The organism is Ralstonia sp. 1B3 (genome assembly GCF_036631435.1).
Genome location: NZ_JAPNUG010000031.1, coordinates 1 through 24,547 on the forward strand (window position 1 = coordinate 1; position 24,547 = coordinate 24,547).

The window sequence follows — 24,547 nt, forward strand, 5'->3', positions numbered from 1 at the left end:
TGCCTTCGTTGGTGGCGATAAATGCGTTGTCGCTCAGGAAGGCCTTGGCGATCGGCGTCAGCAGCGCCACCAGATCCGCCGCGTCCTTGCGCACGGACTCGTCTTCGTGCGACAGCTCGCGGTCAATCTGCAGGGCGATCCAATAGCTGAATGCGCGGCCGCCTTCGGCAAACGCACGCTGGGTCAGCAGCATGCGACGCACGTCCGGGTGCACGATGATCGGGTCAGCCGGCTTGTCCGGTGCCTTCGGGCCCGAAAGGCTGCGCATCTGCAGGCGTTCCTTGGCGTAGGCAGCGGAATTTTGGTAAGCGACTTCGGTCAGGCCCAGGCTCTGCATGCCGACGCCCAGACGCGCGGCATTCATCATCACGAACATGGCGTTCAAGCCCTTGTTCGGCTCGCCGACCATCCAGCCCTTTGCGCCATCCAGGTTGATCACGCAGGTGGCATTGCCGTGGATGCCCATCTTGTGTTCGATCGAGCCGCACTTCGCCGTTGCGCTCGCCCGGGTTGCCGTTGGCATCGGGAATGAACTTCGGCACCACGAACAGCGAGATGCCCTTCGTGCCGCCCGGCGCGTCCGGCAGACGTGCCAGCACCAGGTGAATGATGTTCTCGGCCAGGTCGTGCTCGCCCGCCGAGATGAAGATCTTCGTGCCGGTGATGGCATACGAGCCATCGGCCAGCGGTTCAGCCTTGGTGCGCAGGATGCCCAGGTCGGTGCCGCAATGCGGCTCGGTCAGACATCGTGCCGGTCCACACGCCCGACACCAGCTTCGGCAGATAACGCTGCTTGAGCTCGTCGGTGCCGTGTGCGTGCAGGCTTCGTACGCGCCATGCGACAGGCCCGGATACATCGTCCAGGCCTGGTTGGCCGAGTTCAGCATCTCGTACAGCGCGTTGTTGATCAGGATGGGCAGGCCCTGACCGCCGTACTCCGGATCGCAGCCCAGCGAAGGCCAGCCGGCCTCGACATACTGTTGATACGCTTCCTTGAAGCCCTTCGGAGCGGTCACCACGCCGTCGCCGTGGTACGTGCAGCCTTCGCGATCGCCGGACTGGTTGAGCGGGAAAATGACTTCGGAGCAGAACTTGCCGGCTTCCTCGATCACCTGGTTGATGGTGTCGGCATCGATCTCCGCGTGCTGCGGCATCTCCTTCAGGTGGTTCTCCACGCCGAGAAGCTCGTGGAGAACAAACTGCATGTCACGCAGCGGTGCGGTGTATTGACCCATCTTGCAACTCCTTGGTGTGTACTGCGCGACCGCTAGGTGTGCGATGCCGCGTCAGGTTCGGTAAGACTGAATGAGTTTGTTGAGCGCCACCATGGCCAGTTCGGCACTGTTCGGCAACCGCAGGAAACGCGCATCGTGATGCAGACCCAGCTCCAGGCTGTACATCTCGAAGAGCATCAATTGCGGGTCCGCTTCTGCACGCAGATGGCCTTCTTCCTTCGCCTGTGCGATCGCGCGGGCCAATGCTGCACGCCAGATCGTCACGCTCTTGACGAGTTCGTCGCGCACCGGGCTTTCGGCACGATCGTCGTACTCCACCGCGCCGCTGATGTAGATGCAGCCCGTGGTGACTTCCTGAATGCGGCGCTCCATCCAGCGTCGCACCATGCTCCACAGGCGCGGCAGACCGCGCGGTTCCGTCAAGCTCGGGTAGAAGACTTCCTGCTCGAACCGTTTGTGATACTCGCGAACCACTTCCACCTGCAGGTCCTCACGCGAGCCGAAGTGCGCGAACACCCCGCTCTTGCTCATCTGCATGCGCTCCGCGAGCACACCGATCGTCAATCCTTCCAGTCCGTCGCGCGAGGCCAGTTCCAGCGCGGCATCGAGAATCGCTGCACGTGTCAGCTCGCCCTTGCGCATTGGCGTAGCTGCTGCGTGATTCGATTCGAGACGAGCGGTCGGGTGACGCATGATGATTTCTCTCCGTTCTTTTCTGGGGCGTGACACGCGAGAAAATTGGCTTGCTGCAGGGCGCCTTTTGCGTGCCGGGCAGGACTGTAAACCAGCCTGCGCGAACACTCTAGCCAAAATCGAACGGTCGTTCAATTATTTACAGGGGCCCTTGGAGCGGCAAGTGTTTTATTAGAAAGCGGCATCTAAATGGCAATGCGGAATCGCCATCTTTCGCGGTGCAGCGCGAATCCCGTAAAGCCTTTAGATAAAAGGCTTAGCGGGGTGTGCGCCGCACCCATAAAACGCGAGCGGCGCAGCATGGTGGAGGGGTTTTCTAGTGCTACCCATCAGTAAATAAACGGGTCAAAAAATCAGGCCGGTGGAATGCCTGTACACATGGCACCACGGCGGAAGATGCGCGCATCCATTTCCCGCAAGTCGGCTGCTACGGCCACCTCGGCAGCGCACTGGTCTAAGACGTCACGCTGCAGGTCGATGCCCGGGGCGATTTCCGTCAGCGTGAGCCGCCGGGCGCCGCGGCCATCGTCGCGCATCTCGAAGACGGCGCGCTCGGTCACATAGCGCACGGGAATGCCCGATTGCGCCGCATATTCACCGTTGAAGGTCAGGTGCGACACGGCAGGCACGATCTTCTTGAGCCGTCCTTCGCGCACGATGCGCAACTTGCCGTCTTCGGCTTCGACTTGGAGGCCCCCGGCGGTGAGCGTGCCCATGAACACGACCGAACGTGCGCTCTGCGTGATGTTGATGAAGCCGCCGACGCCCGCGACGACGGTATCGCCGCCCTCGCCGAACAGGCTGACGTTGACGTTGCCGGCGCCGTCCAGTTCTGCCAGACCGAGGATGGCGAGATCGATACCACCGCCTTCGTAGAAGTCGAACTGCGCGGGTTGATCGACGACCGCTTCGGGATAGGCCGACGCGCCAAAGCTGAGGCCATCTGCCGGGGTGCCGCCAATCGGGCCTGCCTCCACGGTAAGGGTGAAGCCGCGCGCGCCTTCCTGTTCAGCGAGGGCGCCGACGGCCGCGGGCATGCCGACGCCCAGGTTCACAACGCGCGGTTGCTGCGCGATCAGTTCCAGCACGGCGCGGCGTTGCACCAGCGTGCGGGCATCGAGCGCCCCGTGTTGGCTCGTCTCCAGCGCCTCGCTGGCTTCGATGGCGTCTTCCTTGAGCTGGATCGCCTCGCCTTGCCATGGGCGGATGTAAGTCGGGTTGAACGCCTCGCCGAAGGTCATCTGGTGTTCGGCTTCATCGTCGGCAACGACCACGTAATCGACGAGGATGCCTGGCACGTGGACCGCCTGCAGGTTGTCATGCCGATCGACCAGCCGGCGCACCTGCGCGATGACGATGCCGCCCGAGTTGCGGGCGGCCTGCGCCATGGCCAGCAGCTCGTGATGAAAGGCTTCTTCGTGCGTGCTGATGTTGCCGCGCGGGTCAGCAGCGGTGCCGCGCAGGAAGACGCAGTGCAGCGGGAAGCTTGGGTAAAAGAGATAGTCTTCGCCGCGAAAGCGTTCGTACTCGACCCACGAGGCTGTGCCCGCAGCACGCGCCGCCTTGGCGCGGGCGTTGATGGCGGCGCCGTGGTAACGCGCGTCAAGCTCGGTGCGGGGGTCGACGAAGGTGTGCAGGCCCATCTTCGTCAGCACGCCGGGCTTGCCGCCTGCGATGGCCCGGTACAGATGCGTGAGCACACCTTGCGGCAGGTTGAACGCGTCGCACTGCTCGGCAAGCGCCATGTCTGCGAGCCGCGTGGCCGAACGCCAATGGCCACCGACCACACAGCGCGTCATCCCGGGATTGCCGAAGTGGTTGACACCGCGCGTGGCGCGATCGCCCTGTCCGGCGGAGTAGACCAGCGTCAGATCGCGCGGCTCGCCCGTGGCCAGGAAGCGGCGCTCCAGCGCATGCGTGACGGCCTCCGCATGCCCGGCGCCGACAAACCCCGCGCATGCCACCGTCCATCCCGGCTGTACCAACCGCGCGGCCTCATCCGCTGTGATGACTTGCATGTCTCCTCCGTCTTGTTGTCTCTTGTAGGTATTAGATGTGTGCCGCTAATACTGCGCTGCGCGCCCGCTGATGACCACGCCAAGGCGCACGAGGCGATAGGCGCACCAATCTGCCAGGCGCCACCACCACCGGCGTGCAGCATGCGCGTCGGCCAGAACGCGGCGTGCGTGATGGGCGATGGCATCTTCCAATGCGGCGCGCAATTCGTTGGCCACGGTTGCGTCCCACGCGACCACGTTGGCTTCGCGCGCCAGCAGCAGGCTGAATGGATCGATGTTGCTGGAGCCCACCGTCGCCCAGCGGTCATCCACCACGGCCACCTTGGCATGCAGGAAGCTGGCGGTGTATTCGTAGATCTCGACGTTGTCGCGCAGCAGCATGTGATACAGCGAACGCGTCGCGTAGTGCTGCAACCGGTATTCGACCTGGCCCTGCAGCAACAGCCGCACGCGCACACCGCGCCGTCTGCATGCGGCCAGTGCGCGCATGAAACGCACGCCCGGCAAGAAGTACGCATTGGCGATGATCACCTCGTGTCGTGCGGCGCCCAGCGCGCGCAGATATTCGCGTTCGATCGCACGCCGGTTGCGGACGTTGTCGCGCAGCACCAGCGAGGCCAACACGGTGCCCGGCGCACGCTCGCTTTCTCGCCCCGACGCTCCGCGATGTCGAGGCCGCGGCGTATCCGTCATCACCGGAAACTCGGCGGCGACGCCGGTGACGCCCACCTCCCGCATGCCGGCGCGCACGCCCATCTGCCACCAGAGCCGGTCGACGGTCAGCGCAATCTGCGCGACCAGCGGCCCGCGGACCCGCACGGCGAAGTCGTAGCGCGGCCCCAGGGCGGTGTCGTTAAACGGCGCGTGGTTCAGGTCGTCGATGATGTTGATGCCGCCCACGAACGCCACATCGTCATCAATGACGGCGATCTTGCGATGCAGCCGTCGCAAATGGCGGCGTTGCAGGCGGAAACCCCGCAACGGACGATAGATGCGCAGACGCACACCGGCCGCTTCCAGCATCGCGGCGATGTTGGCTGGCAGCAGGCCCGTGCCAAAACCGTCAATGGTCAGGTGGACATCCACGCCGCGCTGTGCAGCGCGGGCAAGCGCTTCCGTCACGCTGTGGGCGGTGGCGTCGTCGGTGTAGATGTAGGTTTCGAGTGCGACGCGGCGTTGCGCGGCGTCGATGGCTTCGATCAGGGCGGGGAAGAACTCGGCACCGCCGCACAGCAGATCGACGTCGTTGCCCGGCAGGGCTTACCCCGCCGCCACTCGGAGCGCAGCGGACCCGCATCGCGCGCGACCTTCATGGATGTGCCAGTTCAGCCAGCAGGGGCACATGGTCGGAGCGCTGTGCCCACTCGCGACCGGTCAGCGCGTGCGCACGTTCGATATCGAAACCGCGCACATAGATGCGGTCCAGCCGCAGCCACGGCATATGGCTGGGGAAGGTGCGGACCGGGCGCGCATCGGCAGCCTTGTCGGCCACTTCGGTCGCACCCAGCGCCTGGCAAATCATGCGATCGAGGCGATTGTTCCAATCGTTGAAATCGCCCGCCACCACGAGGGGCGCATCCGGTGGTACGACGGAACGCACGCGATCGACGAGTGCCTCCGCCTGCCGCTGCCGGCTGCGTGCAAACAAGCCGAAGTGTGCGCACAGCAAATGCACCTCGCCAAAACCGAGGTCGGTCACGGCGTGGAGCAGGCCGCGCTGCTCGAAACGGTGGTCGGAGATATCGAGATTTTCCGACAGCAGGATCGGAAACCGCGACAGGATGGCATTGCCGTGATGCCCATGCTCGTACACGGCGTTGCGGCCATAGACCGTGTGCGGATAGACGTCCGTCGCGAGATAGCGCAGCTGCGTGTAATTCGGGTCGAACAGTTCTGCGGCGACGAGGCGGTCGTTGCGGTCCTGCACCTCCTGCAGGAAGACGATGTCGGCGTCCATGGTGTGCAGACCCTGCCGCACGTCATGCACGCGCACACGCCGCGCAATGCCGGTCACGCCCTTGTGGATGTTGTAGGTGGCAACGCGCAAACGCAGCATGTCAGGCCTGGTCCTTTGTCAGCGCCGCTTGACGCGCGTGATAGGCAGCAAGGCGTTCGGGCAACTGCAGAATGGCCTCGGCGTTGCTGCGCGAGAAGCACCGCGCGGCGGCCTCTTGGTAAGGCAGCCATTCGGCCTGCACATGCTCGCGCGGGGACATCCGCACCGGTACCTTGCCGCTCACCAGCAGGCCGAACCAGTGCTCCGTGTTGCGCGTCACGCCCGGCGCGTAGCGATGGCGCCAGCGCGGGTAGATTTCGTATTCGATGTGGTGGCCCCAGTCGATCAGATGATGCTGGGCCGCGTCGATACCGGTTTCTTCCAGCGCCTCGCGGCGGGCCGTATCGGCCAGGGGCTCGTCGAGTGTGTCGCAACTGCCCGTCACGGATTGCCAAAAGCCCGGATGATCGGCCCGCTCCATCACCAACACATGCAAATCGGGCGTGTGAATGACGACGAGAACGGAGACGGGAATCTTGTGCGGCATGGGTGCGTCTTCAATGGGCGGCGCGATCGCGCTGCAAGGCAATAGCTTACCGCAGCCAGAAGCGTGCCACCGTGAGGCTCGCTGCGCTGCCGTGACAGCAATCATGCCGCGCGCAGCGGCCCTTGTCCGGCGCGGGTGCGGGCGAGCCACAGTGCCGTCTCGTCGGTCGCCGTTTCGTGACCCAGCTCTCGGCGAGCCACCGCCAGCAGCGGATCGAGCATCGCAGCATAGTCGTCGGCCGCACGCTGCGATTGCGCCCACAACGCTTCCGTACGCTCGGCGAGCTGTTGGCGCAGCGCAGCGAGCTGCGCGGTCAACTCGCGTTCGCGATTGCCAAGCGTGTTGAATTTCTGGATGAGGAAACGCTGCACATCGGTCTGCTCCGACTGCGCATTGGCCTGATCGAAGCGCTCGACAATGGCCGAAGTTTCACGCTCGATGCGATGCAATTCGCTGGTGCCCTCACGCTCTGCAGTTTCCAGCGCTTGGAGGGCGCGGCGTTCCGCCTGCAGAACGCGCGCGTGATCGGCAAAACTGCGTTCTGCCGCCAAGTGGGCTTCGGCCAACGGACGCGGTGTGTCGTAGACGAGCGGATGCACCGGCACGCCCGGTGCGGCTGGCGGCAGTGCCGCCTCGGGCAAACGCAGGTTGGCAACCGCATGCAGCCATTGCATCCGCTCCGCGGCGAGGTGGCCCAGTGCGCGCATCGCCTCGGCCAAACCGGCAGACGCCGCCGATGCGGGTGCGCCGAGATGTGCGCTCTGCGCCGCTGCCGCAATTTCAGGCACGCAGGCCGCAACCGTGGTGGCGACAGCCTCGGTCATCGCCATGGCAGCGCGCCGGGTGGCACGGCGAATCTCGATCCACGCCAGCAGTATCACCACCAGCGCGGCGATCAGCCACGTCAGCAGGAACTCCGCGTGGGCGACGACCCATGTGCGCGCAAAGTCGATGTAGTCCATCTAAACACTCCTCCTTCGTTGTCACACCACGTGACAGAAACGAAAGATTCGGATTAGCACGCAATGTTCCCAATGGAGGCGCCCAAAAACAAACCGCGCCGCCCTTATCAGGCGGCGCGGTTTGTCGTGGAGCGTCAGCGCGGGCGCTTAGGCGGTCGTTGCAGCCGTCGGTGCGGCAACCTTTGCCTCGGCAGCGCGCAGGCGGATGTGCAGCTCGCGCAATTGCTTTTCGTCGACCGGGCTCGGTGCCTGCGTTAGCAGATCCTGCGCACGCTGCGTCTTCGGGAAGGCGATCACGTCGCGGATCGAATCGGCACCGGCCATCATCGTGACAACGCGGTCCAGACCGAACGCGATACCGCCGTGCGGGGGCGCGCCGTACTGCAGTGCATCGAGCAGGAAGCCGAACTTGGCGCGTGCTTCCTCATCGTTGATCTTCAGCGCGCGGAAGACCTTGCTCTGCACTTCTTCGCGGTAGATCCGCACCGAGCCGCCGCCGATTTCCCAGCCGTTGAGCACCATGTCGTAAGCCTTGGCGATGCACTTGCCCGGGTCCGTTTCCAGGTATTCCAGGTGCTCGTCCTTCGGGCTCGTGAACGGATGGTGCATGGCCACCCAGCGCGCGTCTTCCTCGTCGTACTCGAACATCGGGAAGTCGATCACCCACAGCGGCTTCCAGGCGTCTTCGAACAGGCCGGTGTTCTTGGCGAAGTCCGAATGGCCGACCTTCAGGCGCAGCGCACCCATCGCGTCGTTAACGACCTTGGCACGGTCGGCACCGAAGAACAGGATGTCGCCATCCTGTGCGCCGCTGCGCTTCAGGATCTCAGCGATGGCCGCGTCGTGCAGGTTCTTCACGATCGGAGATTGCAGGCCGTCGCGGCCCTTGGCCACTTCGTTGACCTTGATCCAGGCCAGGCCCTTGGCACCGTAGATTTCGACGAACTTGGTGTACGCGTCGATATCGCCACGCGACAGCGAAGCACCGCCCGGCACGCGCAGTGCGACCACGCGGCCGCCTTCAGCGTTGGCCGGGCCCGAGAACACCTTGAAGTCGACGTCCTTCATGGCGTCGGTCAGCTCGGTGAATTCCAGCTTGACGCGCAGGTCCGGCTTGTCCGAGCCGAAGCGGGCCATCGCCTCGCGGAACTCCATCACCGGGAACTTGGCATCCAGCTCGACCGACATGGTGTTCTTGAACACCGTGCGGATCATTTCTTCAAACAGGTCGCGGATTTCCTGCTCGCTCAGGAACGACGTTTCGCAGTCGATCTGGGTGAATTCGGGCTGGCGGTCAGCACGCAGGTCTTCGTCGCGGAAGCACTTGGTGATCTGGTAGTAACGGTCGAAGCCCGACACCATCAGCATCTGCTTGAAGAGCTGCGGCGACTGCGGCAGCGCGAAGAACTGGCCGGCGTTCACGCGCGACGGCACCAGGTAGTCGCGCGCGCCTTCCGGCGTGCTCTTGGTCAGCATCGGCGTTTCGATGTCGATGAAGCCCTTGTCGTCCAGGTACTTGCGCACTTCCATCGCGACCTTGTAGCGCAGGCGCAGGTTGTACTGCATCTGCGGGCGGCGCAGGTCCAGCACGCGGTGCGTCAGGCGCGTGGTTTCCGACAGGTTGTCGTCGTCCAGCTGGAACGGCGGCGTGACGGAGGCGTTGAGCACGGTCAGCTCGTGGCACAGCACTTCGACCTTGCCGCTGGTCAGGTTGGCGTTGGTGGTGCCTTCCGGACGGGCGCGCACAACGCCCTTCACCTGGAGGCAGAACTCGTTGCGCACGCCTTCGGCCACCTTGAACATCTCCGGGCGGTCCGGGTCGCAGACGACCTGCACCAGGCCTTCACGGTCGCGCAGATCGATGAAGATCACGCCACCGTGGTCACGACGACGATGGGCCCAGCCCGACAGCGTAACGCTCTGGCCGAGCAGTTGTTCGGTGACCTGACCGCAGTATTGAGTACGCATTTGCATGTTGTGGTTTTCCGCGAAGCGCGCCGCCACTACAGCGTCGCGCGTGAAAGTTGATTGGGGAGCCGGCGTCGGTTCGACTTGGTTCGGTCGCCGGCTAGGGTGCCGCGATGGCGCCGCCCTCTGCAGGCAGCGCGGTCGGATTCGAAGGGTCGCGCGGCCCTTGAGCCGGCGACCGGTCCTCCGTCTGTTGAGAGGCATCGGGCGGGTCCATGCGGCGCGGCAGCGCTTCAGGCGCCACCACACCCATCGACACGATGTACTTGAGCGCCGCGTCCACCGTCATGTCCAGCTCGATGGTGTCGGCCTTGGGCATCATCAGGAAGAAACCCGACGTCGGGTTGGGCGTGGTCGGCACGTACACGCTGACGTACTCGCCTTGCAGGTGGTTCTCGACATCACCGCCAGGGCGGCCGGTCAGGAAGGCGATCGTCCAGGAGCCCTCGCGCGGGTACTGCACCAGCAGCGCCTTGCGGAACGCATTGCCGTTGGACGACAGCAGCGTGTCCGACACCTGCTTCACGCTCGAATAGATCGGGCCGACCACGGGAATGCGGCCCACGAGCGCTTCCCACCACAGCACCAGCTTCTGGCCGATGAAGTTGTGCGCCAGAACGCCGACGATCAGGATGAACGCCAGCGTGAGAATCGCGCCGACGCCAGGAATGCGCCGGCCAAACAGCTGATCCGGCTGCCATGCCGACGGCAGCAGCGCCAGGCTCTGGTCCATCGTGCCGATGATGAGCGACAGCACCCACAGCGTGATCGCAAGCGGGACAAGCACCAGAAGACCGGTCAGGAACCATGTCTTGAGTGCGCTGGTTTTCTGTTTCATGAGGCGATGGACCGAAAGGTGAGCGATGCGATCAGTGGCAAGCGCACGACGTGCCGCAACCACCGGACGCCGCCGGGGTGCTGGCGCTGGACGACGCACTGTCCGACGACGCGGCCGGTGCAGCAGCGGCTGGTGCTGCGGCATCTGCCTTGGCCGCCGTACCGGTGCCGGCCGTGGTAGCCGATGCGCCACCCGAGCCGCCACGGAAGTCCGTCACGTACCAGCCTGAACCCTTGAGCTGGAAGCCGGCAGCAGTGAGCTGCTTCTTGAACGCCGGCGCGCCGCATGCGGGGCAATCCGTCAGCGGGGCGTCGCTCATCTTCTGCAGCACATCTTTGGCGTGGCCGCAGGCGTCGCATCGATAAGCATAGATCGGCATGGTGTCCTCACCCTGGAACAAACAAATGACAAGAAAGCGATGGATTGCCCGCGCAGGCCGCGAACGCGGTGCGAGAAACGCGCACGACAGGCTCGCGGAAGATTGGGGCAACTGCGCGCCGTACAAGTGCTGGCGCGCAAAGCCTTGAATTATAAACCCTTTTGAGGGAATTCCCGACCGCAGATTCGGGGCGGCCGATGGTGATGCGCGACAAAGTGGCACACCGCGCACGCCCTCACAAGACGCTCAGGCTTGCGTAGCCGCCTTCGTGGTCGGCGCGCGGTTCTCGATCCATTGGGGGCCGAGCGAGCCCAGGACCATGGCGCCAAAGCTGGCCAGCAGGCCAACCAATTGTGGCGGAAGCATCGCACCCGACAGGAAGACCTCGCACCAGATCCACGCCGCCAGACCGAAGATGATGGCCAGCAGACCGCCCTGCTTCGTCGCGCGCTTCCAGAACAGGCCGAAGGCCAGCGGCACGAACGCCGCCACCAGCGTCACCTTGTAGGCGCTTTCGACCATGTGGAAGATCGACAGATGCGAGTTCAGCGCAAACAGCGTCACCAAGACCGTGAATGTCAGCACCACCGCCTGCATCACGCGCAGGAAACGCTTGTCATCCATGTTGGGCAGCAGCGGACGCAGCACATTTTCGGCGAACGTCACGGAGGGCGCGAGCAGCGTTGCGCTCGCGCAGCTCTTGATGGCGGAAAGCAGCGCGCCGAAGAACATCACCTGCGCGAAGATCGGCGCATGCTGCAGCACCAGGTTCGGCAGAATCATCTGCGAATCGGTATCGATGTACTTGGCCACCATCTGCGGGTCGATGAGCGTGGCGGAATACGCCAGGAACATCGGCACGAACGCAAACATGAAGTACAGCACGCCGCCCAGCACCGACGCCGTGCCGGCGATGCGCTCGGTGCGCGACGACGTCACTCGCTGGAACACGTCCTGCTGCGGAATCGAGCCGAGCATCATCGTGATCCACGCCGTCACGAAGCCAATGATCTCGATCGGATTGAACGCCGGCCAGAACGAGAACTTGCCCGAAGCCGCCGCGTGCGCCACCACCGTGCCGACGCCGCCGGCCTGCCCTGACACTTCCCAGCCGATGTACAGCATGCCGATCACGATGATGATCATCTGGATGAAATCCGTCACCGCCACCGACCACATGCCGCCGAACAACGTGTAGACGAGCACGCTCCCCGCGCCGATCATCATCCCCAGGTCTTGCGAAACCGCGCCGTCAGACACGGTGTAGAACACTAGGCCCAGCGCCTTGATCTGCGCCGCCACCCAGCCGAGGTACGACACGACGATGCACAGGGTGGTCAGCGTTTCGGCCACGCGGCCAAAGCGGTTGCGATAGAAGTCGCCAATGGTGAGCAGGTTCATCCGGTACAGCGGCTTGGCGAAGAACAGACCCACCAACACCAGGCACAAGGACGAACCAAACGGATCGGCCACCACACCGTGCAGGCCGTCCTTGAGAAATTCCGCGGGAATCCCGAGCACCGCCTCGGAGCCGAACCAGGTGGCGAACACCGTGGCGGTCACGACATAGAACGGCAGGCTGCGGCCAGCCACGGCGAAATCGGCGGTATTGCGCACGCGCAGTGCAGCCCACAGGCCGATCCCGACGGAAATCACCCAGTAAACAATGACGAACCAGATCAGCATGGCAGCGCGGAAGGAAGCTGGAAAACCCATGGCGACCCGGTTTGGGCCCAGAGGCGCCGGGCAAAGTGGCCGGATTATAGCGATGGGACTGGGCGTCGGGGCATCGGTGCCAGCACGAATGCCGCCCCATTTGCCAGATTTTTGGGCGACGGCCCGCAACGGGCGTCAGCAGGCTTTTTGTTGACCGGGGCCCATGTTGCTTCGCACCAACACTGGCCAGGAAAACAGCTCAATCGGCGTGGCGGCGCCAGACTTGCCAGCGCTCGCGCCCGGCGAACACCGGAATCGAGTCCGTTTCCGCGATCGGCATATCGCTGATGCGCTCAAACGCGGGCGACAGCAGCGCGTCCAGTTCGGGCTGCGTGGTCTCGAACGGCGGTCCCTTGGGCACCGCCTCGCGGCCTTCCACGACGGCAAAGAAACCCGCCAGCAACCCGCCCGCCGGAAGCAGTTTCGCCACTTGGTCAGCGTAGTCGGGCCACAGTCGCCGAGGCATCGCACACAGGAATGCACGCTCGTAGATCCACTGCACCGGCCGAGGCGGCGAAAAGCGGAAGAAATCGGCCAATTCCACCACGTCGGCGTGCGGGCCCAGCACCGCCCTGGCCGATGCCACGGCACTCGGCGCAAAGTCGATCGCCGTGACGGGCCAACCGCGCTCGGCCAGCCAGCCGGCCTCGTACGCGTTGCCGCAGCCGGGAATCAGCGTGGAAAGCGGCGCAGGCTGCGCTTCGCAGAATTGCCGGAAGGCCACGGGCACGCCGGCCGCATCCCAGGGCGTGTGCTCGCGGCTGAACCGCTCGTCCCAGAAGGCGGGATCGGCGGCGTCACGGGATTGGAAGGCGGGCGGTTCGGCCATGGCGCTCGAAAGTTGACAGCGGATCAGTAGCGGCCCATCCAGGCCAGCACATGCGTCGCGATGATGCCGACGGCGAAGCCGCCGACGAACAACAGCGCAGCAGACAACAGCCGGTTCGTGCGCTTTTGCTCGGCAAGCAGTGCGGTCAGCGCGGCGGTCTGCGCGTTGCCGTCCTCGCGGGAGCGGCGATCCAGGATCTGGTGCAGCAGGCGAGGGAAGTCCGGCAGCTTGTTGGCCCACTGCGGTGCCTCCACCTTCAGGCGCTCGACAAAACCGCGCCAGCCGATCTGTTCGTGCATCCAGCGCTCCAGGAAGGGCTTCGCCGTCTTCCACAAGTCCAGATCCGGATCGAGCTGGCGGCCAAGACCTTCCACGTTGAGCAGCGTCTTTTGCAGCAGCACCAACTGCGGCTGCACTTCCACGTTGAAGCGGCGCGAGGTCTGGAACAGCCGCATCAGCACCAGGCCGAGCGAGATCTCGCCCAGCGGCCGATCGAAATACGGCTCGCAGCACGCGCGGATGGCGCCTTCGAGCTCTTCGACGCGCGTCTCTTCGGGCGCCCAGCCGGACTCGATATGCAGCACGGCCACGCGGTGGTAGTCGCGCTGGAAAAACGCGAGGAAGTTTTGCGCGAGGTAGTTCTTGTCGAACTCCGACAGCGCCCCGACGATGCCGAAATCCAGCGCGATATAGCGACCCAGCGTCTCGGGTGCCACGCTCACCAGGATGTTGCCGGGGTGCATGTCAGCGTGGAAAAAGCCGTCGCGAAAGACCTGCGTGAAGAAGATCTCCACGCCGTCGCGGGCCAGTTTGTGCATGTCGACGCCGGCAGCGCGCAACTCTTCGGTGTGCGAGATCCGCATGCCGTGCATGCGCTCCATCACGAACACTTCAGACGTGCACCAATCCCAGAACACTTCGGGCACCAGCAGCAGGTCGGACTTGGCAAAATTGCGGCGCAGTTGGCTGGCGTTGGCCGCTTCGCGCATCAGGTCAAGCTCGTCGTGCAGGTACTTGTCGAACTCGGCGACCACCTCGCGCGGCTTCAGGCGCTTGGCATCGGCCCACAGCTTTTCCATCCACGTGGCGAGGTCCCGCATGAGCGCGAGGTCACTGTCGATCACGGGCAGCATGCCCGGGCGCAGCACCTTCACGGCCACCTCGCGGCCGTCGTCGGGGCCGCCGCGCAACGTAGCGAAATGCACCTGGGCAATCGACGCGCTCGCCACGGGGTGATGATCGAAACGATGGAACAGCGCCGAGAGCGGCTTGCCGAGCGATTTCTCCACGATGGCCGCCGCCACCTTCGGGTCGAACGGCGGCACGCGGTCCTGCAGCTTGGCGAGTTCGTCGGCCACATCGGGCGGCAGCAGATCGCGGCGCGTCGACAGCACCTGCCCGAACTTCACGAAGATGGGCCCAAGCTGCTCCAGCGCCAGGCGCAAGCGCACCCCGCGGGGCAGCTTCGGCTTGCGGCCCAGCGTCAGCAGCCAGACCAACGCGCGAATGCGGCGGCTCTTGAAGCCCGACAACGCAAGCTGGTCCAGCCCGTAATAGAGGATGACGAAAACGATCTTGCCCAGCCGGAAGAAGCGCGTCATGCCGATTCACCCTGACGTGCGGTCCGGGTGGCCGGCTGCGGGCGTTTTTCGAGCCGCTCCAGCCGCTTGACCAGACGCGCTTCGGCGTCACGCAATGCCGCCACATCGGCGGCGAACTGCGCAAGGCGCGCGTGGCGCACGAGCGTGGGTTGCTCATCGGTCAGGTAAGACGCCACCGATTCCGCCAGCGAACGGCCCACGCGCGTGGCTTCGGTGCGGGCAGCCTGCGCACCGCTCACCATGCGCTGCGCGATCACATCGCCAAACACGCGCGAAAGATCTTCCGCCGCATCCCAGCGCAGGTTGCGCAGCAGCGTCGATAGCACGTTGGCAAATTCGGCCTCGCCCTCGATGCGCACGTGCTTGAGCACGGCGGCCTGCCCGCCTGCGGCGTAATCGGCAGCAGCGGCCGCAAGCGGCACGACAACGGTCACGGCCGGTTCAACGTCAGGCTCGGGAGCGGTCACCAGGCCGGCGGCGTCCACCTGCAACGTCATCGACATCGGCGCCAGGTCAAAGCGCGCCACGCGGCCCGCAAACGGGCGCAGCGTCTCTTGCGCCCAGGGCTCCTGGCGCAGCAGATGGTTGAGCGCGAGCAGCAGCGGCTGCATCAGCACAAGCGGAAATGAAGACGAAGTGGCTGTCGAAGACATGCGGTGATGGTGCGCTGAAACAGCAAGAGAGCAGCAAAAAGCGGGCTAGCGGCAGGCAACAAAAAGGGCCCGCACCAGACGGTCGGGCCCCATTTTACGGGGAATGCTGAAACAGCCGTTTTGCGCCGCTTCAAGTTGCTACAGCATCACTGCAACTGCTGAATACCCGCCAACACCCAGCCGCCCGCGCCCTGCGTCGGCTTGGTCAGGTTCCACACCTCGGCAAACGGCTGGGCGGGCGCATTGGCTTCTTCGCGAATCATGCCCGAGAAGCGGACGCTCGCCAGGTACTCGGCGGCCTGCGTTTCGATACCCAGCATTTCGGCTTCAACCGAGACCACGTCGGTCTTGTTGGGCGAGGTGCCGCGGTCAGCCAGGTCCATCTTGATCTCGGCGAACATCTCCGGCGTGGTGAACTCGCGGATGTCGTTGAGATTGCCGGCATCCCAGGCGGCCTGCAGGCGGATGAAGTAGACCTTGGCGTTGCGCAGGAACGCTTGCGTGTCGAAATCTGCGGGCACACCCCACGGCTGCTGCGGCGCAGCCGCAGCAGGTTGCGCGTGGGCATCGGGCGCGCCCGATGCGGCCGGACCGCCCAGGTTCCACGATTGTGCAGCCGTTGCGGCGCCAGCGCCCAAGCCCGACGTGTTGCCGGTGTTCAGCGATGCGGCCGCCGACGCAGAAGCCTGCGGGGCCGGCGCGGCAGGTTGCGGCACGTAGGGCTCACGATCGCCACCCAGCGACGGGCCGCCCGTGGCGTAGGCCGGACCTTGCGGACGGCTGCCTCGCACCTTGCGGATGATCCACATCACCACGAACGCGACAAGCGCGATCAGGATCAGGTTCGACAGCAACGAGGCAAGGCCCGCGCCCAGACCGAACTTCGACAGGAGATAACCGAGGCCCAGGCCGGCAGCCAGGCCACCCAGCATGCCGCCCCAGTTACGTCCGGGCTTTGCGGCCGGCGCGGCCGGAGCTGGTGCGGCCGGCGATGGTTGCGCGGCGGGCGCGGCCTGCTGCGTGGGCGACGGCGTTGTGGCCGGCGGCGTCTGCTGGCGTTGCGTCACCGTGGACGACTGCTTGCCGATGCTGCGGCTGCCGCCCATGCGCTTGGCGTTGGCGTCGATTGCCGTGCCCAGTGCGAGCGTCGCGACCAGCGCGCCCGCCATCAATTTTCCACCCCAATGCAAACTCATCGCTGTCTTCTCTCCAATGGCAGTGACGCCATTAGATGAAGACGTCAATGCCGAAATTCAATGTGAAGGATCGTGGCATATCGCCGCAGCGCGCTGCATCGCCCATCTGGCGGAACGACGGAAACACTTAGAGGCGACGGCCGACGTGCAGAGCCACGACACCTGCTGTCAGATTGAAGTATTCGACCGAGTCCAATCCGGCCTGTTCCATCATCTGCTTGAGCGTTTCCTGATCCGGGTGCATGCGGATGGATTCGGCCAAGTAGCGGTAGCTTTCGGGGTCGCCCGCCACTTTGCTGCCCAACCACGGCAGCACCTTGAACGAGTACAGGTCGTAAGCCTTCTCCAACGGCTGCCACACCTTGGAGAACTCCAGCACCATGACCTTGCCGCCTGGCTTCACCACGCGACGCATTTCGGCAAGCGCGCGATCCTTGTGCGTCATGTTGCGCAAGCCGAATGCCACTGTCACCACGTCGAAGTAAGCATTCGGAAAGGGAATGTGCTCGGCGTCGCACAGCGCGGTGGGGGTGAGCACGCCGGCATCGAGCAGGCGATCACGGCCGACGCGCAGCATCGACTCGTTGATGTCAGTCAGCCACACCTCGCCGGTGGGGCCGGCCTGGCGGGCGAACGCCTTGGCCAGGTCGCCCGTGCCGCCCGCGATGTCGAGCACCTTGTAGCCCGGGCGGACCGCTGCCTGGGCGATGGTGAACATCTTCCACACGCGGTGCAGGCCGCCGGACATCAGGTCGTTCATCACGTCGTACTTGCTCGCGACGGAATGGAACACGCCGGCGACCTTGCCGGCCTTCTCCTGCTCATCGACCTGCTGGAATCCGAAGTGGGTTTGGCTCATGACAGAAAAGGATGCGGATGCAGCGCACAGGCGCCGCAAAGTGAATCGGGAATCAGTGGCTGTGGCCGCAAGCGTGGCCAGCGTTCTCGGCCATCGGGGCGTCGCGGTCGACGCCGGCAGCGGCCAGGCGATCGAGATACGCCTGCCAGAGCGTGGCCTGCTCAACGCCGAGGCGGTACAGGTAGGCCCAGTCGAAGATGCCGGAATCGTGACCGTCGGAGAACAGCGGCCGGATCGCGTAATTGCCCACCGGCTCGACGCCGACAATGCCGACCTCGCGCTTGCCGGTCTGCAGCACTTCCTGGCCGGGCCCGTGCCCCTGCACTTCAGCCGACGGCGACAGCACGCGCAGATATTCGAACGGCAGGCTGAACTGTTTGCCATCGGCAAAGGCGATCTCCAGCACGCGCGATTGCGTGTGGACGGTAATGCCGGTCGGGTGCGGCGTGTCGGCGGAAAGTCCGGCCATGAAAACGTCTCGTCGAGTCAGAAAACGGTGTTTCAGGAAGCTGCCAGCGCAACGTGCGCGGGCTCTTCCACCACCCGATAGCTTACCGCAGTCAACGGGTCGCCTTCGGGGACGTAGCGCAGGCGGCGATGGTGGAATCGTGCCACGGTGCTGCGGTGCGCCACGCTCACGATGGTCACATCGGGCATCGATTCGAGCATCAGGCTGTACATGAACGCCTCGGTGTCTTCGTCGAGTGCGCTGGTGGCCTCGTCGAGGAAGAGGTAATCGGGGCGCTGCAGCAAAGCCCGTGCAAAAGCCAGCCGCTGCTGCTCGCCGGGCGACAGGCGCAGGCTCCAGTTGCTCACCTCGTCCAAGAGGCCGGCCAGCGCGGGCAAGCGGCAGGCGATGAGCACCTGGGTCAGACGCTCCGCGGTGTATTGGGTCGCCAAATCCGGATACGAAAGCGCGTCAGCCAGCGTGCCGGATGGCAGATAGCTGCGCTGCGGCAGGAACAGCACGCGGGCGTCCTCCGGGACTTCGATGCGGCCGCTGCCATAGGGCCAGATACCGGCCACGGCACGCACCAGCGTGCTTTTGCCGCAGCCCGACGGACCGTTGACAAGCACCCGCTCACCACGTGCGAGCGTCATGTCGAAGGGCTCGACCAGCACGTCTTCGGGCTTGCGGTTCGGCAGGTTCAGCGCGAGACCGCGCGCTTCGATGGCAGGTACGGCGGCAGTTTCCACCTCGACATCGCGGACACCGGCGCGGTGCTCTTCTTCACGCTCGGCGGCGCGGATGGCGCGCTGGAATTCGATCAGACGGTTGGTGGAGGCTTTCCACGTGACCAGCGTGCGGTAGTTGGTGACAAACCACGACATCGCATCCTGCACCTGACCGAACGCGGTGGCGACCTGCATCATTCCGCCCAGCGTGAGCGTGCCGCCAAAGTAGCGCGGCGCCGACACCAAGAACGGGAAGATGATGGCGAACTGTCCATAGCCGGAACTGGCAAAGGTCAGGCGCCGCGTATAGTCCATCAACTGGTTCCAGTTGGTGCGGATGCGCTCGAAGCGCCCGCGCAGGATGGCTTTCTCGGTCGGCTCGCCGCGGTACAGAGCGATGCTCTCGCTGTTCTCGCGCACGCGCACGAGCAGGAAGCGGAAGTACGCCTCGTAACGCTCCTGCTGGAACGACAGCCCGATCAGTGGCCGCCCCACAAAGTGGATGATCACCGAGCCCACGATCGAGTACAGCAGCGCAAACCACACCATGTAGCCGGGAATCACAAAGTCGTGGCCACCCAGGCTGAACGCCAGCGGCCCCGACACCGCCCACAGAATCCCGAAGAACGACACCAGCGTGACAGCCGAATTCAGGAAGCCCAGCGCCAAGGTGAGCGTTGCATCGGTAAACGTGCGCAGGTCGTCGGCGATCCGTTGGTCGGGGTTGTCGGCGCTGTGCGTCTGCTCCAGTCGATAGAACGCCTGCTTGCTAAGCCAGTCGTCGAGGAAGCTGCCGGTAATCCAGGTCCGCCACCGCATCTGCAGCATCATCGAGTAGTACAACCGCATGATGGAGCCAAAGATCAGCAATGCGGCGATCCATGAAAAGCGGCCCAGTTGCGTCCAGAATTCGCCGTAGTTCTTCTGCTCGAGCGCATTGTAGAAAAGCCGATTCCAGTCCGTGAACAGCACGTTCATGTAGACCAGAAACAGGTTCAGGGCGATCACCAGCGCGAGCAGCCCCCAGGCCTTGTGACGATCTTCCGAAAACCAGTACGGACGAATCAGTTGCCAGGTTTCCGACAAATTCAGCCGCCCATGGTGGACGGTCAGTTCGGAGATGGAATCCTTGTGGGAATCGGGCGTGGCGGCGGTGCGCGGTGTCGTCATGGCGAGGGCGTTGGCGCAACAGAAGAGAATCAGACGCCGTGCGCGTCACAGGGGTTCCGCGCACGACGGGGCGATGCGTTACCAGGCGTTACCCACCGTATCGCCGAGGGGGCTCAGGCGTCGGCCAGCGCCGCTTGCAGCGCGTACGACAGCGCCGGCAACTTGGCCGTGATCTCGGCCATGCGCGCGGTATCGGGCGCGCGTTGCTCGGGGCCCCACACGGCTTCCGGGAAATGCGTGTCCCACCGATAGCGCGGGATGACATGCCAATGCAAATGCGGCACGAAATTGCCGAAGCTGGCGAGGTTGATCTTGTCGGGCGCCAGTTCGGCGCGCAGCACGCGCTCAACCCGGGTGACGACGTCCATCAGCCAGTGGCGATCGGCATCGGACAGATCGGTCTGCTCGGCCACGTGGTCGTTCCAGATGACGCGGCAAAGCCCGGAAAGCGCGCGTGCTCGACCAGCACCACGCGCGCGCGGCCATTGCGCCAGACGGGCTCGCCGCCGTCCGTCTCGCACAGCGCGCAGCCGGGTGCCCGCTCGCCGGTCGTCGCAGTCGTCACACCAGAACCCGCTCGATGCCGCCGGCGTTGGCCTGCGCGACGTAGTCCTGCAGCCAGGTTTCGCCGAGCACGTGACGCGCCATCTCGACCACGATGTAGTCGGCCTGCACCGAAACATCTTCGGTGTAGCGCGACAGGCCCTGCAGACATGCCGGGCAGCTCGTGAGGATCTTCACGTCGCCGTTGAACGCCTCGCCGCCTTGGCCGCTGGTCTGGCCCAGACTGCGCAGCTTGTCGGCGCCCTTCTGCATCTCTTCTTCCTTGCGGAAGCGGACCTGCGTGGAAATGTCGGGGCGCGAAATCGCCAGCGTGCCCGACTCGCCGCAGCAGCGGTCATTCTTCTCGATCGCGCGAGTCTGGCCATCGGCGCCGATGTTGCCGCCCATCAGCTGGTTGACCAGCTTGGTCGGGTCCATCGTCTTGATCGGGGTGTGGCAGGGGTCGTGGTACATGTACCGCGTGCCCTGCACACCGTCGATCTTCACGCCCTTCTCCAGCAGGTATTCGTGAATGTCGATGATCCGGCAGCCCGGGAAGATCTTGTCGAATTCATACCCCGCGAGCTGGTCGTAGCAGGTGCCGCAGCTCACCACCACCGTCTTGATGTCGAGGTAGTTGAGCGTGTTGGCCACGCGGTGGAACAGCACACGGTTGTCGGTGACGATCTTCTCGGCCTTGTCGAACTGGCCCGCGCCGCGCTGCGGATACCCGCAGCACAGGTAGCCCGGCGGCAGCACCGTCTGCACACCGGCGTGCCACAGCATTGCCTGCGTGGCCAGCCCCACCTGCGAGAACAGGCGCTCCGAGCCGCAGCCCGGGAAGTAGAAGACCGCCTCGCTGTCGGGCGTGGTCGCCTTGGGATTGCGGATGATCGGGACGATCTCGTTGTCCTCGATGTCCAGCAACGCGCGCGCGGTCTTCTTGGGCAGGTTGCCCGGCATCTTCTTGTTGATGAAGTGAATCACCTGCTCGCGCACGGGCGGCTTGCCTACCGTCGCGGGCGGCCGGGCGGTCTGCTTCGGCGAACTTCTTCAGGATGTCGTTGCCCAGACGCTGCGCCTTGTAGCCCCAGTCGAACATCACCTTGCGGGTGAGGTTGATCGTCTCGGGGTTGGTCGCGTTCAGGTAGAACATCGCTGCTGCGGTGCCGGGGTTGAACTTCTTCTGCCCCATCTTGCCCAGCAGGTTGCGCATGTTCATCGACACATCGCCGAAGTCGATCTTGACCGGGCACGGCGTCACGCACTTGTGGCAGACCGTGCAATGGTCGCCCACGTCGGCAAACTCTTCCCAGTGCTTGACCGACACGCCGCGGCGCGTCTGTTCTTCGTACAGGAAGGCCTCGATGAGCAGCGACGTGGCGAGGATCTTGTTGCGCGGGCTGTACAGCAGGTTGGCGCGCGGCACGTGCGTGGCGCACACCGGCTTGCACTTGCCGCAGCGCAGGCAGTCCTTGATCGACTCCGAAATGGCGCCAATGTCGCTCTGCTGCATGATGATCGACTCGTGCCCCATCAGGCCGAACGACGGCGTATAGGCGTTGCGCAGATCCGCGGCCAGGCCTTGCGGGTCGTTGATGTCGCGCAGCAGCTTGCCCTTGTTGAAGCGGCCGTTCGGATCGACGCGGCGCTTGTAGGCAGCGAAATCGGCGATCTCTTCGTCGGTCAGGAATTCCAGCTTGGTGATGCCGATGCCGTGCTCGCCCGAAATCACACCGTCCAGCGAACGCGCCAGCGTCATGATGCGGGCCACCGCCTTGTGGGCGTCCTGCAGCATGTCGTAGTCATCCGAGTTGACGGGGATGTTGGTGTGCACGTTGCCGTCACCGGCGTGCATGTGCAGGGCCACGAACACGCGGCCGCGCAGCACTTTCTTGTGGATCGCCTGGGCCTCGTCGAGGATCGGCTTGAACTCGCCGCCGTTGAAGATCTTGCGCAGCTCGGCGCGAATCTCAGCCTTCCACGACACGCGGATCGTCCGATCCTGCAGCAGGTGGAACAGGTTGGCGTCAGGTTGATTCACCAGACGGTCGTCGATGGTCTGCGCGAGATAGCCCAGGCCAAGGCCGATGAGGCTCGCGCGCGCCGTGGTGACCGGCGTGTCGAGATGGTCCAGCAGATATTGCCAACGTGCGCGCGTGGCACGCAGCAGTTGCTGCGCCTGTTGCACGCGGTCTTCCAGCAGTTCAGCGCTGGGGATTTCGTTGGCGTCGTCGGTGCGGCCCAGCGGCAGGTTGCTGCCGGCAAAGAAGTCGAGCAGCGCGTCGGTCAGCTTGAGCTTGCTCTTGATCGACAGCTCGATGTTGATGCGCTCGATGCCGTCGGTGTACTCGCCCATGCGATTGAGCGGGATCACCACGTCTTCGTTGATCTTGAAGGCGTTGGTGTGCTTCGCAATCGCGGCCGTGCGCGAGCGGTCCAGCCAGAACTTCTTGCGGGCCTCGGGGCTCACGGCCACGAAACCTTCGCCGCTCTTGCCGTTGGCCAGGCGGATCACTTCCGAGGTGGCGCGCGCCACGGCGTCATCGTCGTCGCCGACGATGTCACCGATCAGCACCATCTTCGGGAACGCGTTGCGCTTGCTCTTGGTGGCGTAGCCGACCGCGCGCAGGTAGCGCTCGTCCAGGTGTTCCAGGCCCGCGAGGATCGCGCCGCCGGGCTTCTTGGTCTCGGCGTCGAGGTAATCCTTGATCTCGACGATGCTCGGGATCGCGTCACGCGCCTGGCCGAAGAACTCCAGGCACACGGTGCGGATCGACTTCGGCATACGGTGCAGGATCCAGCGCGCGCTGGTGATGATGCCGTCGCAGCCTTCCTTCTGCACGCCGGGCAGACCGGCCAGGAACTTGTCGGTGACGTCCTTGCCGAGGCCTTCCTTGCGGAACTTGCGGCCTTCGATGGTGAGCGTCTCGGTGCGCAGCAGCTTGGCGCCGAGGGGCGCATTGCCGTCGAACCACTTCAGCTCGAAGGTGACGACCGGCGCATCGTGAATCTTGCCGAGGTTGTGATTCAGGCGCTGGACTTCGAGCCAGTTGCCGTCCGGGTCAACCATGCGCCACCAGGCGAGGTTGTCCAGCGCGGTGCCCCACAGCACGGCCTTCTTGCCGCCCGCGTTCATGGCGACGTTGCCGCCGATGCACGACGCGTCGATCGAAGTCGGGTCCACAGCGAAGACGAGGCCGGCCTTGTCCGCCGCATCCGCCACGCGACGCGTGACTACGCCCGCGCCCGAATAGATCGTCGCCACGGGATGGTCAACGCCCGGCAGGTCGGTCATCTCGACCGCATCCAGACGCTCCAGCTTTTCCGTATTGATAACGGCCGAGAACGGCGTGAGCGGCACGGCGCCGCCGGTGTAGCCGGTGCCGCCTCCGCGCGGAATGATGGTCAGACCCAGCTCGAAGCAGCCCTTGACGATGCCGGCGATCTCTTCTTCCGTGTCGGGCGTGAGCACCACGAACGGGTATTCGACGCGCCAGTCGGTGGCGTCCGTCACGTGCGACACGCGCGACAGGCCGTCGAACTTGATGTTGTCCTTCGCGGTGACGCGGCCGAGCACTTTCTGGGCGCGGCGGCGCAGGTCATACACCTGGGCGAACTCTTCCTGGAAGGCCTTGACGGCGCGGCGGGCATGCACGACCAGTTGCTCGACCTTGGTGGCGCGCTCGTCGCCCACGGGGTCGTGATGCGAATCGTGGTCGGCCACACGGCGCTTCTCGATCTCCGCCAGGCGGTGATTGAGTGCGTCGATCAGCATCTGGCGCCGCTTCGGGTTGTCGAGCAGGTCGTCCTGCAGATACGGGTTGCGACGAACCACCCAGATGTCGCCCAGCACTTCGTACAGCATGCGTGCCGATCGGCCGGTGCGACGCTCGGCGCGCAGTTCGTCCAGGATCTGCCACGCAGACTCGCCCAGCAGACGGATGACGATTTCCCGATCCGAGAACGAGGTGTAGTTGTAGGGAATCTCGCGCAGCCGGGGCGCAGCGTCCTGCGCCGTGAGTTTGGCGTCGATCAGAAGTGGGGCATTCATGGCGTGCCGCTGGGGAGGAGGTCGCGGCAAGGAGGACAAGAGCCGCGCGGTCTTTAAAGGGCGATTGTACTGCAACGCGCGCCGTTGATGCGTTGCAGCAACGGTATCCCTGCG

General features: G+C 64.7%; 16 protein-coding genes and 4 pseudogenes. All 20 read right to left on the reverse strand.

The genetic code is table 11. From position 1 onward, the window contains the following. A pseudogene (locus OWR21_RS08990) lies at positions 1-1,235 on the reverse strand (acyl-CoA dehydrogenase family protein); the annotation flags it as partial. A 51-nt stretch (positions 1,236-1,286) separates the two neighbouring features. Further along, positions 1,287-1,877 carry a TetR/AcrR family transcriptional regulator gene (locus OWR21_RS08995; RefSeq protein ID WP_021196492.1) on the reverse strand — a complete coding sequence of 197 codons (591 nt, stop codon included), beginning with the start codon at positions 1,875-1,877 and terminating at the stop codon, positions 1,287-1,289. A 404-nt stretch (positions 1,878-2,281) separates the two neighbouring features. Further along, the gene (locus tag OWR21_RS09000; RefSeq protein ID WP_332395039.1) at positions 2,282-3,946 is read right to left on the reverse strand and encodes an acyl CoA:acetate/3-ketoacid CoA transferase; all 1,665 of its coding nucleotides are present in this window, start codon (positions 3,944-3,946) and stop codon (positions 2,282-2,284) included. Positions 3,947-3,991: 45 nt separating this feature from the next. Continuing rightward, positions 3,992-5,259, reverse strand: a pseudogene (gene clsB, locus OWR21_RS09005) (cardiolipin synthase ClsB). Next, on the reverse strand, positions 5,256-6,002 hold the full coding sequence (locus tag OWR21_RS09010) for an endonuclease/exonuclease/phosphatase family protein (RefSeq protein ID WP_027678228.1): 747 nt from the start codon (positions 6,000-6,002) through the stop codon (positions 5,256-5,258). The pseudogene clsB and the gene OWR21_RS09010 overlap by 4 nt, the downstream one beginning before the upstream one ends. A gap of 1 nt (position 6,003) precedes the next feature. Then, positions 6,004-6,489 (reverse strand): dihydroneopterin triphosphate diphosphatase, encoded by a 486-nt coding sequence (gene nudB / locus OWR21_RS09015; RefSeq protein ID WP_027678229.1) that lies wholly within the window; start codon positions 6,487-6,489, stop codon positions 6,004-6,006. A 101-nt stretch (positions 6,490-6,590) separates the two neighbouring features. Next, entirely contained in the window at positions 6,591-7,451 is an 861-nt protein-coding gene (locus tag OWR21_RS09020) for a hypothetical protein (protein ID WP_332395040.1), read from the reverse strand. A gap of 147 nt (positions 7,452-7,598) precedes the next feature. Continuing rightward, on the reverse strand, positions 7,599-9,425 hold the full coding sequence (aspS, locus tag OWR21_RS09025; RefSeq protein WP_332395041.1) for an aspartate--tRNA ligase: 1,827 nt from the start codon (positions 9,423-9,425) through the stop codon (positions 7,599-7,601). Between the two features lie 94 nt (positions 9,426-9,519). Further along, positions 9,520-10,257, reverse strand: coding sequence for a DUF502 domain-containing protein (locus OWR21_RS09030; RefSeq protein WP_012761157.1), 738 nt, complete (start codon positions 10,255-10,257; stop codon positions 9,520-9,522). A 31-nt stretch (positions 10,258-10,288) separates the two neighbouring features. Continuing rightward, positions 10,289-10,636 (reverse strand): FmdB family zinc ribbon protein, encoded by a 348-nt coding sequence (locus OWR21_RS09035; RefSeq protein ID WP_332395043.1) that lies wholly within the window; start codon positions 10,634-10,636, stop codon positions 10,289-10,291. A gap of 246 nt (positions 10,637-10,882) precedes the next feature. Further along, positions 10,883-12,322: a sodium:solute symporter family protein gene (locus OWR21_RS09040; protein ID WP_027678234.1), complete on the reverse strand. Its 1,440-nt coding sequence runs from the start codon at positions 12,320-12,322 to the stop codon at positions 10,883-10,885. Between the two features lie 229 nt (positions 12,323-12,551). After that, on the reverse strand, positions 12,552-13,181 hold the full coding sequence (locus OWR21_RS09045; RefSeq protein WP_332395044.1) for an SAM-dependent methyltransferase: 630 nt from the start codon (positions 13,179-13,181) through the stop codon (positions 12,552-12,554). Between the two features lie 23 nt (positions 13,182-13,204). Then, positions 13,205-14,782, reverse strand: a complete 1,578-nt coding sequence (gene ubiB / locus OWR21_RS09050; protein ID WP_147217245.1) for a ubiquinone biosynthesis regulatory protein kinase UbiB — start codon at positions 14,780-14,782, stop codon at positions 13,205-13,207. Continuing rightward, complete coding sequence (locus tag OWR21_RS09055; RefSeq protein ID WP_332395045.1) at positions 14,779-15,435, reverse strand: ubiquinone biosynthesis accessory factor UbiJ; 657 nt, start codon at positions 15,433-15,435, stop codon at positions 14,779-14,781. Before OWR21_RS09055 ends, ubiB begins: the two co-directional genes overlap by 4 nt. Before the next feature lie 146 nt (positions 15,436-15,581). Next, positions 15,582-16,631, reverse strand: a complete 1,050-nt coding sequence (locus tag OWR21_RS09060; RefSeq protein ID WP_186829332.1) for a Tim44 domain-containing protein — start codon at positions 16,629-16,631, stop codon at positions 15,582-15,584. Between the two features lie 127 nt (positions 16,632-16,758). Then, positions 16,759-17,490 (reverse strand): bifunctional demethylmenaquinone methyltransferase/2-methoxy-6-polyprenyl-1,4-benzoquinol methylase UbiE, encoded by a 732-nt coding sequence (gene ubiE, locus OWR21_RS09065; RefSeq protein WP_012761151.1) that lies wholly within the window; start codon positions 17,488-17,490, stop codon positions 16,759-16,761. 52 nt (positions 17,491-17,542) lie between these two features. After that, positions 17,543-17,959 carry a gamma-butyrobetaine hydroxylase-like domain-containing protein gene (locus tag OWR21_RS09070; protein WP_092973318.1) on the reverse strand — a complete coding sequence of 139 codons (417 nt, stop codon included), beginning with the start codon at positions 17,957-17,959 and terminating at the stop codon, positions 17,543-17,545. A 32-nt stretch (positions 17,960-17,991) separates the two neighbouring features. After that, positions 17,992-19,836 carry an ABC transporter ATP-binding protein/permease gene (locus tag OWR21_RS09075; protein WP_332395046.1) on the reverse strand — a complete coding sequence of 615 codons (1,845 nt, stop codon included), beginning with the start codon at positions 19,834-19,836 and terminating at the stop codon, positions 17,992-17,994. Positions 19,837-19,949: 113 nt separating this feature from the next. Further along, a pseudogene (locus OWR21_RS09080) lies at positions 19,950-20,401 on the reverse strand (HIT family protein). Then, positions 20,398-24,433: pseudogene (locus tag OWR21_RS09085) on the reverse strand (DUF3683 domain-containing protein). The pseudogenes OWR21_RS09080 and OWR21_RS09085 overlap by 4 nt, the downstream one beginning before the upstream one ends. Positions 24,434-24,547 lie beyond the last annotated feature (114 nt).

Bases quoted from the DNA above. Each gene is read 5' to 3' on its own strand.
- OWR21_RS09040 (WP_027678234.1), bottom strand. From the start codon at position 12,322: ATGCTGATCTGGTTCGTCATTGTTTACTGGGTGATTTCCGTCGGGATC.
- ubiE (WP_012761151.1), bottom strand. From the start codon at position 17,490: ATGAGCCAAACCCACTTCGGATTCCAGCAGGTCGATGAGCAGGAGAAG.
- OWR21_RS09055 (WP_332395045.1), bottom strand. From the start codon at position 15,435: ATGTCTTCGACAGCCACTTCGTCTTCATTTCCGCTTGTGCTGATGCAG.
- OWR21_RS09010 (WP_027678228.1), bottom strand. From the start codon at position 6,002: ATGCTGCGTTTGCGCGTTGCCACCTACAACATCCACAAGGGCGTGACC.
- ubiB (WP_147217245.1), bottom strand. From the start codon at position 14,782: ATGACGCGCTTCTTCCGGCTGGGCAAGATCGTTTTCGTCATCCTCTAT.
- OWR21_RS09000 (WP_332395039.1), bottom strand. From the start codon at position 3,946: ATGCAAGTCATCACAGCGGATGAGGCCGCGCGGTTGGTACAGCCGGGA.
- OWR21_RS09060 (WP_186829332.1), bottom strand. From the start codon at position 16,631: ATGAGTTTGCATTGGGGTGGAAAATTGATGGCGGGCGCGCTGGTCGCG.
- OWR21_RS09035 (WP_332395043.1), bottom strand. From the start codon at position 10,636: ATGCCGATCTATGCTTATCGATGCGACGCCTGCGGCCACGCCAAAGAT.
- OWR21_RS09075 (WP_332395046.1), bottom strand. From the start codon at position 19,836: ATGACGACACCGCGCACCGCCGCCACGCCCGATTCCCACAAGGATTCC.
- OWR21_RS09030 (WP_012761157.1), bottom strand. From the start codon at position 10,257: ATGAAACAGAAAACCAGCGCACTCAAGACATGGTTCCTGACCGGTCTT.
- OWR21_RS08995 (WP_021196492.1), bottom strand. From the start codon at position 1,877: ATGCGCAAGGGCGAGCTGACACGTGCAGCGATTCTCGATGCCGCGCTG.
- OWR21_RS09020 (WP_332395040.1), bottom strand. From the start codon at position 7,451: ATGGACTACATCGACTTTGCGCGCACATGGGTCGTCGCCCACGCGGAG.
- OWR21_RS09070 (WP_092973318.1), bottom strand. From the start codon at position 17,959: ATGGCCGGACTTTCCGCCGACACGCCGCACCCGACCGGCATTACCGTC.
- nudB (WP_027678229.1), bottom strand. From the start codon at position 6,489: ATGCCGCACAAGATTCCCGTCTCCGTTCTCGTCGTCATTCACACGCCC.
- OWR21_RS09045 (WP_332395044.1), bottom strand. From the start codon at position 13,181: ATGGCCGAACCGCCCGCCTTCCAATCCCGTGACGCCGCCGATCCCGCC.
- aspS (WP_332395041.1), bottom strand. From the start codon at position 9,425: ATGCAAATGCGTACTCAATACTGCGGTCAGGTCACCGAACAACTGCTC.